Raw genomic sequence first — 12,702 nt, forward strand, 5'->3', positions numbered from 1 at the left:
ATACGCTAACATGGAGGAACTTTTTATGGACAAGGAGTGTTATGAGAATTATCACTGCTTCTGCTGCCTTGTTTGCGGCTACCCTTGCAACGGCGGCAACTCCCATTGATGGCTGGTATAGTTCAGTATTTGCCGGTTACGCTTATTTACCAGATAACGTCAGTAATTCATTTTCGGGCCTGGTACGCAATAATACCATTTACCAGTCGGGATATGATGTGGGGGGCAGCTTTGGTTATAAAGGCAGCCCGTTGCGTTACGAAGGCGAGCTTACCTACGTTAATGCCGAGCTTAAAAAATTTAATGTGAATGGTGTGCGGCAAGTCGGTGTCCGCGGCTACAATAATGTAATTTTGGGCATGGCAAACGTATTTTATGACTTTCCAGGCATTGTCTATGATGTACAACCTTTTCTAGGAATTGGTATCGGCTATGCGTGGATCAATGCCCAATTAAACAGTTCCGGGCCTACTTCCCCGACACGCTTCACCGCCTCAAATAGTGCGTTTGCCTATCAGGCGGCAGGAGGTTTAACTTACAACTTTGCGGAAAACTACGCGCTTAATATCGGTTATCGTTATGTGGCGACAGAGCGCGTGGATGATTTAGGCAAAATCTTTCAAGCTCATTTAGCCAATGTGGGTGTGATTTACCGCTTCGATGAAGCCCGTTATAAGTAAGGATGTAAGTCATGAAGCCGTCATTGAAAATATGCGCCGCCAGCTTGTTGCTGTTTAATACTTCCCTGTTCGCCGCCAACCCTATACCCGGAATTTATTTAGGCATTTTTATTGGCGGCAGCTACGCACCAAGCACAGATATTACGTTTTTGGCCCCTACTAACTTGACTTCTTCCTGTTTGCCGCCAACAAGCACATCCAGCGGTTGCGGCACAACCACAACGGGAGAGTTAACCTATTCTGGCTTTGGCGCGATAGGTGGGCAAATCGGTTATCGAATCGATCAATTCCGCATTGAAGTTGAACCGATGGTGAATTATAACCCGTATCAAAAAATAACCGTAGGTACGACCCGCTACAACAGCCCCAAGAGCAGTACTGGCTTGCGCTTAAAGGGCAGTACCACCACTGGGGCTATCATGCTGAATGGCTATTATGACTTTTATACGCCAGGCAGTTCATCCGATTTCGCCCCTTATCTGGGAGCTGGCATCGGATATGCCCGCGTAAACAACAGCATGCGTTTTTATTATAATAATGAAACACTGCAATACACAAAAATCGTTGAAAATAACAGTTCGCCTGCCGCGCAAGGGATAATCGGGGCTGCTTATTTCCTGGATGATTATACGTGGTTTGGGCTTGACTACCGCTATCTGACTACGAAAACAATCGATATTTTAAATTCACGTGTACAAATACACTCAATTAATTTATCGTTTAATGGTTCAATATGTCTTTAATTGAGATCATTTGATGCCGCACCAAATTTTACCTTCATTACTCTCGGCCAACATGATGCGTCTCGGCGAGGAAATTGCAGCCGTCCTAGCAGGCGGTGCAGATTTTTTGCATTTGGATATCATGGATAACCATTATGTACCGAACTTAACCTTTGGGCCATCTCTTTGCGAACAAATCCATCAATCTTTTCCCCAAGCTTTGCTCGATGTGCATCTAATGACTATTCCTGTTGACGAGCTAATCGTGCAATTCGCAAAAGCCGGCGCTAGACGAATCAGCATCCACCCTGATGCCACCCTTCATTTGGACCGCAGTCTGCAGTTGACTCAAGATTCAGGGTGCGAGGCAGGACTTGTATTAAATCCGGCCACTTCGATTGATTGCCTGCGCTGGTGTGCGCATCGTCTGGATTTTGTGTTGGTTATGACGGTAAATCCTGGGTTTGGGGGACAAACCCTTATTCCTGAAATAATCGAAAAAATAAAACACCTTCATGCAGAATATCCACACTTGCCTATTTGTGTGGACGGAGGAGTCTCAGTGCACAATATCGCCCAACTTGCAGCAGCAGGGGCGCAACAGTTTGTTGCCGGCTCTGCTATATTCAAAAGTACTGATTATGCAAAAACCATTGCTGCCATGAAACAACCTCCTTCGCAATCATGAATAAAATTGGTTTATTTTTATCCGGTTTTTTTTTAATCGCCACAGCTTGTGCTTCCTCTGGCGATGAGTATATGAAAAAATTTCAAGCTTACCAGCAATGGAGCCAAAACCTGCCAACCTATCCTGATCAAGAATTTATTGCTTTTATTGAGAGCAACACGCCTCTTGCGCAAAAATTGCGGGAAAAATGGTTATACCAATTGGCACGTGATAAAAATTGGGGCGCTTATGCACTTTATTATCGGCCTTCCAAAGATGTAAGTTTGCAATGCTACTCTCTCATTGCTCTTTATCAGGCAAACAAGATACAAGAGGTTTTGCATGCCGTTCAGCCTGTATGGTTAACAGGTGATTCCCAACCTCCGGCCTGTGATGCTTTGTTTACCCTTTTATTAAAAGATAACTTGCTTGCTGAGAATCTAATCACGCAACGAATTGTTCTTGCCCTGGAAAATAGGAATGTTTCCCTAGCCCGTTATTTGATTAAACAATACAAAAGCGTAAACCCGCAAACATTGCAGCTTCTGGATGAAGTTCAACGGAATCCGGCAAATATTAAGCGATTGGAAGCAGGCAAGTTACACGATGATTTCTATTTATACGGACTTAAGCGTTTAGTATCCAGCAATATGGATTTGGCAATTTCATATTGGCACGAGGAAAAAACACAACGGTTGCTTAGCGAGCAGAAAAAGCAAAGTTTTTTAACCCATATAGCTATTTATAAAGCGATGCGCAACCATGAAGATGCTCCACAATGGTTTGCCATGATAAAGCCTCAGTATTATTCCGATGCGTTGCTTGATTGGCAAATTCGCTTTGCTTTAAAGCAACAAAAATGGCAAGAGGTAGAACGGCTTATTTATCTTTCTCCCAACAAAACCAATCCAGCCTGGCAATATTGGCTGGCCCGCTCCCTGGAAGCACAGGGTGAACAAGAGTATGCTCATCCTATTTACAACGAAGTAGCCAAAACCAGAAATTATTATGGCTTTCTGGCAAGTTTGCGGCTTAGAAAAAACTTTACCTTCTTAAATGAACCTGCGAGCATGGATACCCGCGTTTTAGTGCCGTACCAACCCTTCCTTGAACAAATCAAGGCTCTTTACGCAGCCAATCAAACCGCACAAGCATCTAGACTCTTAAACGATTTTGTCAGTGAGTTACCACGGGCAGACAAAAGTGCTCTGATATATTGGTTATCCAATGAGTTACGTTGGCATGCCAAAGCGTTATATTTAAGTAACAACGAAGAATTAAATAATCAGTTATCCTTAAGATTTCCCCTGGCATATCAACATACGATTTCATACCACGCAAAAAGTTACCGCATTCCACCTGAATTTATTTATGCCATTATTCGTCAGGAAAGCACCTTTCATGAAGACGTCATTTCTCCGGCTGGTGCTTATGGGTTAATGCAAATCCTGCCTTCTACTGCCAAAATGATGGCGAAAGATCGAAAAATTGCCTATCAAGATAAACAGCAATTATTTTCTCCCCAGCAAAATATCAATATCGGTACTGCTTATCTAAAACACTTGGCAGAACGATTTAAACATCCTTTGCTGATGGCCGCAGCTTATAATGCCGGCCCGAGGCAAGTAGTACACTGGTTAAATACTCATCCCCCTAAACAAATTGATATTTGGATAGAAACACTTCCCTGGCAAGAAACACGTAACTATTTAAAAAACGTCATTTCTTTTTATGCTGTTTACCAATATCGTATGAATGCGAAACCAAATATAAACGAATTTTTCAAGCCATTTAATTAATAATAAGAAACGTCTGTGAACCTGATGATCCATGCGGGCAAACTTTAAGCTTCAGGAATAGTGCACAATAAAAATTGAAAGCCTGCAGCGTCTTTTTTGCTATTATCATAAGCCTCCATTCACAAACTGGATGCCTTTTCCGAATAAAAATTTTAAAAAATCGAACAGGTATTGGTAAACAACTGATGTATTCATTTAAATTCTTGCTTATCCTTTTGGAAAATTCCCTTGAGAATTTATATAGGAACTTTTGAATTTTCTCGCCCAATTCATGTTTGGATTAACGATGGATTAGCCAGTGGCAGTATTTTAACCGGGAGCAGAATTTACAATGGCTATTTTTATCGCTAACTTAGCCTTCGATCATCACTTCATTAACACTGCTCGTTTGGAAATCTTCTCAGCAAGTATTTTTTGCGCCCTAGCAGGAATTCTTATGCTGGCACTATATAAAAGGTATTTTCAAATTTTTTAGTTATGTAATCGTCAGTCGATGTCTTAATATGCCTATGACACATCTTTTCCCCGATTAATGCATACCACAATAACCGGGGAGGTAACTTAGTTCATATCTATATAATCAAAATGTACAGCGCTCCTGCACCTCTGAGCACCTGGACTAAAAGCTGCTTATTTTTCTGTTGAGCGATTTTTTGCAAATCGCGGGTCGTCACGGTAGGTTGCTTGTTCGCTGCGACGATGATGTCACCCGGGCGCAAGCCTGCTCGCCAACCTGCACTATTTTCAGAAGCACCGACTACTTGCACCCCTTGTACATGACCATGCATTGGAGAATCTTGCTCGAAATCCCTGAGAGCCAAACCATAGAGGAAAGGATTCTTAGATTGCAACTGCTGCTCATGTTTTTTGACGTCCGTTACCATGACATCAAACGTCATATCCTTACCACCGCGTTTGATTTTAATTTTAGCCTGGCTACCAACGCGTAAAAGGCTAATTGTGGTTTTAACCTGCGTGGCTTGGGTAATGTGGGTATCATTGATTTGCACAATGATGTCCCCCGGCTGCAAACCGGCTATTTCTGCAGGTGAATTTTCATTGACTTGAGAAATCAATGCTCCTTGAAAATCTTCCGGATAATCCAATGCTTGTGCCAATTCCGGGGTAAGGTGCTGCACAAAAATTCCCATCAAACCACGATGCACTGAACCATACTTAATGATTTGTTGTGCTACGTCTTTTGCCATATTGATAGGAATGGCAAAGCCTATACCAACGTTGCCGCCGTACAGTGAAATAATGGCCGTGTTAATACCGATTAATTCTCCTTTTGCATTCACTAATGCACCGCCTGAGTTGCCAGGATTTATTGCTGCATCCGTTTGAATAAAATTCTCAATTCCCTCGATGTTTAAATCACTGCGCTTCATGGCACTTACGATACCGAAAGTAGCAGATTGACTGTTACCGAAACTGTTAAGACCAAATGGATTGCCGATAGCAACCACAAAATCACCTACTTCAATTTTGTCTGAATCGCCGATTGGCAAACTTTTTAAATTTTTTGCATCAATTTTTAATACGGCCACGTCGGTTTCACTGTCCCCGCCAATCAGTTTTGCCTTTAATCTGCGACCATCATTGAGCGTCACAGTAATAAGGGTTGCATTACGTATCACATGATCATTGGTGATGATGATTCCATTAGTCGGATCAATGATAACTCCCGAGCCGATGCTTTGAAATTTCCGCGGTTTTTCAGGCCCGGCTTGCCTCTCTTGGTTATTATCATCTTCATCGTCTTGATCTTGCGGCTGTAAATTTCCTGGAATAATACCTTGTACAGCCACGTTCACGATGGCCGGCATAGCATTCTTAAGAACAGGAGCCAGGGTGGGCAATTGATTTACTTCTACTGCAGCTTGCGCCCATGAATTGGCAAGCATACATGCCAAAGCAATGGCATAACGAAATTTTTGTAACATATTAAGTATCCTGTTTAAACCAAATTAAAGTTGCCATTCTACCAGTTTGTGTTTGCCGTCGGTAAGAATAGAAATGTCGTTCAAGCTCAAACGTACAGGCATTGGATGAATAAACCGCTTTGACGCCTTGAGCATTTAGAATTAATTCCGCCATTTTAGCTAAATTGGCCAACCATTTTTCACCCTTTTGCACAAACGTATTTTGAGTATAGGGGTAACGATCGGCATAAACTTCCAACACCTCCCGTCCCACTTCAAAGCATTGGCAGCAAATCGCAGGGCCAAGCCACGCCAGTATATCTTCAGCGCGGCTGTGCATTTTTCCAAGGGTATTTTCGAGAATTCCCCCAACCAAACCACGCCAGCCACAATGAACCGCAGCAATTTCCGTTCCCTCACGATTGCATAAAATAACGGGCAAACAATCGGCTGTCATGATTGCCAGCGGATAATTTTTGTTGCGCGTGACTGCTGCATCTGCATTTCGTGTGGCCTCATCCTCAACAACCACACAACGCGTACTATGCGTCTGCTCAAGCCACACAGGAGTAGCAGGAAGCCGTAATCTCTGCTGCAATGCCTGGCGATTGCACTGCACGTGCATAGAATTGTCTCCTACATGCAAGGCAATATTATTACCGGCGTACGGTAATTGGCTCTCACCTTCATGTCGCGTCGTTGTCACAGCACCAATATGATGCGGCGCTGGCCAATCAGCAATTAAATAAAACAATTCACCCACCTAAAAAAACAAGAACTTGACATATTAACAATGAGAGAAACTCTGTCAATAGCATTATCGTTGAGACTTATCACCTGCGTTTTTATATTAAAAGAAACATAGATTGTATATTTATTTACGCAACTGCGTATAATATGGTTAATTAATAAAATAATCTACGACTTCAGGAAACTTTAAGGTCAATATAGTAATATATGCATCAATACATGCAATTTTTTTTCTTAATGACAACAAATATATCATTATTGTGAGGGCACGATGAAGGGAGTAATGCGTTTTTTATTGCTGTTTCCTGTAACAAGCCTGGTTGGGCTAGCTATAGGGGCAATTGCTTTTTTAGTATTTACCCTCCTTTACATTCCTTTGGTTTTAGTAGCCACTTTAAGCCTGGCATCCAAAATAACTGAAAAAATAATGCATCATTATTTTCCTGAACGCGTTGAATATTACAACGTGCCAAGAGAACAAATCCAAAGAGACGAAAGAAAACAAACTGCAATAAGATTTACCTTGCTACCGATAATCAGCTTACTGATTGCTCCTCCCATAGCCTTTCTAATGCCCATACTCATCGTGGCGCTCCCTGTTTTCCTCGCGGGAGCAGTCGCTATTACTTTGGCTTACAAACCTTTCAAGCAAGAAAGTCCTGCAGAGCTACAGCACATTCCACGTCCTCGCAACGAAACCAATCTGGGCGCATCCTATCATGCGATGAATAATAGCTTTGGCAGCAGCACTTCGTCTTCTTTAATAATGGATGAGGAAGATACTCCCCATTTTTCTTCACCATTACAAAGGCGAGTGTCATCTAATAACGACACTCAACAAGATGAATTAAATTCATATAACAATAACAACAGCATTTAGGCAGTAGAAATTAACCATAATAATGCTCTAAAGTCTGCAGCAATTTTTGAAAATCTTCTGGTAAGGAAGCTTCAAAGTTCATATATTCCTGCGTCTTGGGATGCAGCAAAGACAAAGAATAAGCATGCAAAGCTTGCCTTTTAAAGGTCTGTAAAAGCTGGCGCATCTCATCTGTAGCATCCGCTGGGAAACGCACCCGCCCGCCATATAGCTGATCGCCAACCACCGGATGATTCATATAAGCCATATGGACGCGGATCTGATGCGTCCTGCCCGTCAACAAACTTACTTCAAGCAAGGTAAATTGATGGTAATGTTTTTTAACGGTATATTCCGTGATGGCTTCCTTCCCCTGATTACACACCGCCATTTTTAAACGGTTGCGTGGGTGTCTTCCGTAAAAGGTTTCTAATACTCCACCGCTGATGACATGACCATACACCAAGGTCAAATAGCGTCTTTGGATTTCCCTGGCTTGCATTTGCCTAATCAGCGATGTATGGGCAGGCAAGTTTTTTGCTACCATTAATAATCCAGTAGTGTCTTTATCCAGCCTATGAATAATTCCAGCCCTTGGCAGCTGCTGCAAAATGGGATCATGATGCAATAAGGCATTAACCAAAGTATGCAAAGGATTGCCGGCTCCAGGATGAACCACTAGCCCGGCGGGTTTATTAATGATTAAAATATCGTCATCTTCGAATACAATTTCTAATGGTATGGCTTCTGCGGCGTCTTCTTCGTAATGATTAACCACAGCGTTTAGCTGTAAAAGCACCTTTTCCCCGCCATAGATTTTTTCTTTTGGTTTGTACAAACGCCCATTAATGGTGATTTTACCTGCCTTCAACCACAAGGTAAGCTGCGAACGGGAAAATTCGGTAAATAGTTTGGCTAAGGCTGCATCGACACGCTCACCGTAGCATGCTACGGGAATAATAGCTTCTTTGCTCAATGATTCATTCATAATGGGAAGACTCGATATTGAACATACAATAAGAGGGCAGCCCCGCTAATCTTAAAGCGGGGCGCAAAGACTTAATCTTGCATCAGGCGGCCACGCAATGAATTAGGTTGGGCTTCTGTTATACATACATCTACAAACTGTCCAACTGCAGTCACTGGGCCATCAAAATTCACCACACGATTGCATTCAGTACGCCCGGCCAACTGATTTTCCCGCTTTTTGGAAATACCGGTTACCAGGATACGCTGCGTGCTGCCCACCATGGATTGACTGTAGCGGGAAGCTTGCAGAACGAGGCGATCTTGCAGGATTTTAAGACGTTGTTTTTTAATTTCCATAGGAATATCATCTGGCAAATTCGCTGCAGGAGTTCCTGGCCTTGCACTGTAAATAAAGCTGAAGGACGTATCAAAACCAATCTCATGCACCAAATCCATAGTGTCCTGAAAGTCCTGATCTGTTTCGCCGGGAAAACCCACAATAATGTCGGTAGACAAGCGGATATCCGGGCGGACTTTACGCAACTTGCGGATTTTTGATTTATATTCCAAAGCAGTGTAGCCACGCTTCATCAAAGAAAGGATTCGATCCGAACCGCTTTGTACCGGCAAATGCAAATGATTCGCCAATTCGGGGACTTCGGCATACGCATTGATTAAATTATCGGAAAATGCCAACGGATGTGACGTTGTAAAACGGATTCTGTCAACGCCATCAATGGCAGCAATATAGTGAATCAGCAATGCCAGGTCAGCTATTTCCCCATTATGCATGGAGCCACGGTAGTCGTTGACGTTCTGCCCTAGCAAATTGATTTCACGTACTCCCTGAGTAGCCAATTGGTAACACTCGGCCAACACGTCATCAAAAGGCCTGCTAATTTCTTCGCCGCGGGTATAAGGCACCACGCAATAGCTGCAATACTTGCTACAGCCTTCCATAATTGAAACAAAAGCCATTGGTCCTTCTGCACGCGGGGCAGGCAGATGATCAAATTTTTCGATTTCTGGAAAACTGATATCTACCACGGGCTTACGGCTTTCAAGCCTTTCATTTAAAAGCTGAGGAAGACGATGCAGCGTTTGCGGACCAAACACCAAATCCACAAATGGCGCACGTTTAAGAATAGCAGCGCCTTCCTGACTTGCGACGCACCCACCGACACCAATAACCACGTGTGGATGCATTTCTTTATGCTTACGCCACTCACCTAATTGCGAAAATACTTTTTCCTGAGCTTTTTCGCGAATAGAACAAGTATTTAATAAAATAACATCGGCTTCTTCAACGTGATCTGTTTTTTGTAATCCGTGTGACTGCAGCAATACTTCAGCCATTTTAGATGAATCGTATTCATTCATCTGACAACCGTTGGTTTTAATGTAAAGCTTTTTAAACATAATAATCCACTTACTTACAGCATTTAATTAATCACTCATGCACGCTTTTGCAATAAGTTTCCCGCAAAAGCGGCATAATCAGCAAAGCAATGAACATACCTGCAGGCAACAAGGCCAAAGCAATATGGTACGCCTCTAATGGATAAATGCGAACAGCATTTACTGTCTCCCCTTGCCATAATTTATCCAGAATATAGCCAATGATTGGCTGCGCCAGCGCTATGCCAATCATATTCATCATATTCATGAAACTTAAGCCGGTAGCGACATAACGCTTGCTGCATAATTCTTTCGCTACGGCGAATGCAGGTAAAAAACCAGCAGAAAAAATACCGAACAGGAATAATGATAATTCCATCAGCCAACCGCTTTGTATAGGGACATAAATAAAACATAAGCTGGTAAGCAAAGCCCCTATACAACCTATGTACATGGGTGGCTTGCGACGCCCGATGCGGGTGGAAAAAATTCCCCACAAAGGACTGGCAATCGCCCAACCTACAAATACCAGGGATATATAATTAGCGGCAGTGGCTTTGGCAATTTGCATTTTCAGCATTAAAAAAGGCACACCCCATAAACCACAAAATACCGGGGTAGCCATATACATCAAACCGCCATAAGTAGCCACTAACCATAATTGTTTGTTTTTTAACAATGCCAAAAGGCTTTTTAATAAACCTTCCTCATCCGTCGCATGATGAACCAATTTGGCTTGGCTGGGCGTGTCTTTGGCCACCAGAAAAATCAGAAAAGCAAGAACAATACCCACACTCCCCATGATGATCATGCTTTCGCGCCAGCCATATCGATCAATGAGCAGAGCTAAAGGAGCTTCACCCCCGATTGCTCCCAACATCCCAATGGTAACCATAACACCCGTCAACAAGGCAAAGCGTTCGGAAGGAAACCAATTGGCTGCCAATTTCATGGCACCCACAGCGGCAAAGGCAGAGCCAAAACCAATCATCAAGCGTGCCAAACAAGCCATATAAAAGCTGCTGGTCAACCCAAAAGCAATTGTGCTTACCGCACAAATTGCCGTGGCGATAGTCAACAATCGGCGCGGGCCGAAATAATCCATCAGAACGCCGCCGGGAAGCTGCATGGACGCATAGGAATAAAAATAAATGCCAGATAAAATACCAAGAGTTTGTCCTGTCACCGCGAAATCGCGCATAAGCTCAGAACTCATTACACTGGGCGAAACTTGCAATAAGCATTCGTAAAAATAAAACAGGCAACCTAATCCCCATACGATCCAAGGCATCAGCAATTTAAAAGACCAACTATGAGAAGCAGCCGCGCGCGGGTTACTAAAAGCCATTTATGTCCATCTCCCGTCCGGTACGAAATCGAACTATTTTTTCAAAAGCACACTGCAAAGGTTTTACTTTTTTAAGGCACGAAAGTAAAATATTATCAGCTTGACCACTAATTGTCTATTCTGTATTGAATGACCAATACTGATGTTATCAGGTCTTCAATCAGCCAAGCAATGCCATTTTAATTAAAAGCTCAATAACTTAACCGTGTTATTCAAAATGCCTGTACCGCACGTTTTACTCACACTATTGGTAGTCTTTATTTGGGGCTTAAATTTTCTTTTTGTTAAGATTTGCCTTGAGGAAATTTCACCACTGCTTCTTTGCGCCCTACGCTTTTTCCTGGCAAGCGTGCCTGCGATTTTTTTCATTAAACCACCCAAAATGCCATTTAGAACGGTGGCTCTTTATGGATTAATCATGTTTGCCCTGCAATTCGCATTATTGTTTCTGGGCATTTATGCGGGTATGACGGCGGGCATGGCGGCATTAATCATGCAGGTACAAATTTTTTTCAGCATGTTTTTTGCGGCTATTTTTCTTGATGAACAACCTACTTTCCTGCAAGTAGCCGGCGCTTTTACTTCCTTCATTGGAATTGGCGTTGTAGCCTGGCATTTCGACAATCATCTCTCTTTATTAGGATTTATCTTAATATTGGCAGCAGCTGCCACTTGGGGTTTTGGCAATTTGATAACTAAAAAAAGTCCGAGCGTGAATGCCATCGCATTGATTGTCTGGGGAAGTTTTATTGCCTTCCCACCTTTGTTTTTATGTTCCTTGCTTTATGAAGGTTTTGCCAGTGCAGTTCTAAGCTATCAACACATTAGCTTAAAAGGAATTGGGACTTTATTGTATATTGTGTATGCCTCCACATGGATAGGTTATGGTGCATGGAACTGGTTGCTGGCCCGTTATCCCATCGGGATGATTGTCCCTTTTACTTTATTAATACCCATCATTGGAGTATTGGGTTCTGTCGCTTTTTTGGGAGAACCTTTGCAGACTTGGAAAATTATTGCTGGGTTATTTGTTGTTACCGGGCTTTGCATTAATCTGCTAAACTCTTATGCTCCCATTAAGTTCAATAAAAAAGCGGTAAACGCATAACAGGCAAGGTTATTAAAATTGCAAATTTGGATCGATGGCGACGCTTGTCCCAACAAAATTAAAACCATTCTTTTTCGGGCGGCGATAAGAACGAAAACTCCATTGGTTATTGTGGCTAACCATTTTGTCTCAATACCCCCCTCCCCTTATATTAAACGCCTGCAAGTAGAAACAGGCTTTGACTCGGCAGACAAGAAAATAGCAGCCAGTATCAAAGCGCATGATCTCGTTATTACTGCAGATATTCCTCTGGCAAATATCGTCATAGAACAAAAAGGCATCGCATTAAACCCAAGAGGCGAGCTATATTCTGCCAATAACATTAAACAAGTATTGGCCATGCGCAATCTTAACGAATCACTGCGCAACACTGGTATGATATCAGGCGGCCCCGCTTCGCTTAGCTCCAGTGATGTACAACGCTTTTCCAATCATTTGGATAAAATTCTTGCTGCAAAACCTCATTAGAATAAAGTT

General features: G+C 42.6%; 13 protein-coding genes. 8 read left to right on the forward strand and 5 right to left on the reverse strand.

Annotated features, from left to right (window positions below):
• Window positions 1-41 precede the first annotated feature (41 nt).
• The 5 genes from NKV53_RS04390 (at window position 42) to NKV53_RS12020 (ending at window position 4,343) form a co-directional block, all read left to right on the forward strand.
• Window positions 42-680 (forward strand): outer membrane protein, encoded by a 639-nt coding sequence (locus NKV53_RS04390; protein WP_126954950.1) that lies wholly within the window; start codon window positions 42-44, stop codon window positions 678-680.
• Window positions 681-691: 11 nt separating this feature from the next.
• Entirely contained in the window at window positions 692-1,423 is a 732-nt protein-coding gene (locus NKV53_RS04395) for an outer membrane protein (protein WP_126954949.1), read from the forward strand.
• Window positions 1,424-1,436: 13 nt separating this feature from the next.
• Window positions 1,437-2,090, forward strand: a complete 654-nt coding sequence (rpe, locus tag NKV53_RS04400; protein ID WP_371923161.1) for a ribulose-phosphate 3-epimerase — start codon at window positions 1,437-1,439, stop codon at window positions 2,088-2,090.
• Window positions 2,087-3,868, forward strand: coding sequence for a transglycosylase SLT domain-containing protein (locus NKV53_RS04405; protein ID WP_127033374.1), 1,782 nt, complete (start codon window positions 2,087-2,089; stop codon window positions 3,866-3,868). Before rpe ends, NKV53_RS04405 begins: the two co-directional genes overlap by 4 nt.
• A gap of 331 nt (window positions 3,869-4,199) precedes the next feature.
• A complete protein-coding gene (locus tag NKV53_RS12020) occupies window positions 4,200-4,343 on the forward strand; it encodes a Na+/H+ antiporter NhaA (protein WP_126954946.1) in 144 nt (47 codons plus the stop codon).
• A 97-nt stretch (window positions 4,344-4,440) separates the two neighbouring features.
• On the opposite strand, the gene NKV53_RS04410 is transcribed toward NKV53_RS12020, so the two are convergent.
• Together NKV53_RS04410 and pgeF are read right to left on the reverse strand one after the other, a co-directional pair.
• On the reverse strand, window positions 4,441-5,775 hold the full coding sequence (locus NKV53_RS04410; RefSeq protein ID WP_371923172.1) for a Do family serine endopeptidase: 1,335 nt from the start codon (window positions 5,773-5,775) through the stop codon (window positions 4,441-4,443).
• Window positions 5,776-5,815: 40 nt separating this feature from the next.
• On the reverse strand, window positions 5,816-6,547 hold the full coding sequence (pgeF, locus tag NKV53_RS04415; RefSeq protein WP_126954944.1) for a peptidoglycan editing factor PgeF: 732 nt from the start codon (window positions 6,545-6,547) through the stop codon (window positions 5,816-5,818).
• Window positions 6,548-6,814: 267 nt separating this feature from the next.
• Here pgeF and NKV53_RS04420 point away from each other — a divergent pair, with 267 nt between their 5' ends.
• Entirely contained in the window at window positions 6,815-7,423 is a 609-nt protein-coding gene (locus tag NKV53_RS04420; protein WP_126954943.1) for a hypothetical protein, read from the forward strand.
• 10 nt (window positions 7,424-7,433) lie between these two features.
• On the opposite strand, the gene rluD is transcribed toward NKV53_RS04420, so the two are convergent.
• The 3 genes from rluD to NKV53_RS04435 all read right to left on the reverse strand — a co-directional run bounded on the left by rluD (window position 7,434) and on the right by NKV53_RS04435 (window position 11,117).
• A complete protein-coding gene (gene rluD / locus NKV53_RS04425; protein ID WP_253350747.1) occupies window positions 7,434-8,390 on the reverse strand; it encodes a 23S rRNA pseudouridine(1911/1915/1917) synthase RluD in 957 nt (318 codons plus the stop codon).
• Between the two features lie 71 nt (window positions 8,391-8,461).
• The gene (gene miaB / locus NKV53_RS04430) at window positions 8,462-9,790 is read right to left on the reverse strand and encodes a tRNA (N6-isopentenyl adenosine(37)-C2)-methylthiotransferase MiaB (protein WP_253350748.1); all 1,329 of its coding nucleotides are present in this window, start codon (window positions 9,788-9,790) and stop codon (window positions 8,462-8,464) included.
• A gap of 31 nt (window positions 9,791-9,821) precedes the next feature.
• A complete protein-coding gene (locus NKV53_RS04435) occupies window positions 9,822-11,117 on the reverse strand; it encodes an MFS transporter (RefSeq protein WP_253350750.1) in 1,296 nt (431 codons plus the stop codon).
• A gap of 217 nt (window positions 11,118-11,334) precedes the next feature.
• Between NKV53_RS04435 and NKV53_RS04440 the strand changes: the two genes are divergently transcribed.
• Together NKV53_RS04440 and NKV53_RS04445 are read left to right on the forward strand one after the other, a co-directional pair.
• The gene (locus NKV53_RS04440) at window positions 11,335-12,225 is read left to right on the forward strand and encodes an EamA family transporter (protein ID WP_126954939.1); all 891 of its coding nucleotides are present in this window, start codon (window positions 11,335-11,337) and stop codon (window positions 12,223-12,225) included.
• An 18-nt stretch (window positions 12,226-12,243) separates the two neighbouring features.
• Complete coding sequence (locus NKV53_RS04445) at window positions 12,244-12,693, forward strand: YaiI/YqxD family protein (RefSeq protein ID WP_126954938.1); 450 nt, start codon at window positions 12,244-12,246, stop codon at window positions 12,691-12,693.
• The last annotated feature ends 9 nt before the right edge of the window (window positions 12,694-12,702 follow it).

The organism is Legionella sp. 27cVA30, assembly GCF_024160945.1.
Classification (GTDB): Bacteria; Pseudomonadota; Gammaproteobacteria; order Legionellales; family Legionellaceae; genus Legionella_A; species Legionella_A septentrionalis.

Bases quoted from the DNA above. Each gene is read 5' to 3' on its own strand.
- NKV53_RS04390 (WP_126954950.1), top strand. From the start codon at position 42: ATGAGAATTATCACTGCTTCTGCTGCCTTGTTTGCGGCTACCCTTGCA.
- NKV53_RS04395 (WP_126954949.1), top strand. From the start codon at position 692: ATGAAGCCGTCATTGAAAATATGCGCCGCCAGCTTGTTGCTGTTTAAT.
- rpe (WP_371923161.1), top strand. From the start codon at position 1,437: ATGCCGCACCAAATTTTACCTTCATTACTCTCGGCCAACATGATGCGT.
- NKV53_RS04405 (WP_127033374.1), top strand. From the start codon at position 2,087: ATGAATAAAATTGGTTTATTTTTATCCGGTTTTTTTTTAATCGCCACA.
- NKV53_RS12020 (WP_126954946.1), top strand. From the start codon at position 4,200: ATGGCTATTTTTATCGCTAACTTAGCCTTCGATCATCACTTCATTAAC.
- NKV53_RS04410 (WP_371923172.1), bottom strand. From the start codon at position 5,775: ATGCTTGCCAATTCATGGGCGCAAGCTGCAGTAGAAGTAAATCAATTG.
- NKV53_RS04420 (WP_126954943.1), top strand. From the start codon at position 6,815: ATGAAGGGAGTAATGCGTTTTTTATTGCTGTTTCCTGTAACAAGCCTG.
- rluD (WP_253350747.1), bottom strand. From the start codon at position 8,390: ATGAATGAATCATTGAGCAAAGAAGCTATTATTCCCGTAGCATGCTAC.
- miaB (WP_253350748.1), bottom strand. From the start codon at position 9,790: ATGTTTAAAAAGCTTTACATTAAAACCAACGGTTGTCAGATGAATGAA.
- NKV53_RS04435 (WP_253350750.1), bottom strand. From the start codon at position 11,117: ATGGCTTTTAGTAACCCGCGCGCGGCTGCTTCTCATAGTTGGTCTTTT.
- NKV53_RS04440 (WP_126954939.1), top strand. From the start codon at position 11,335: ATGCCTGTACCGCACGTTTTACTCACACTATTGGTAGTCTTTATTTGG.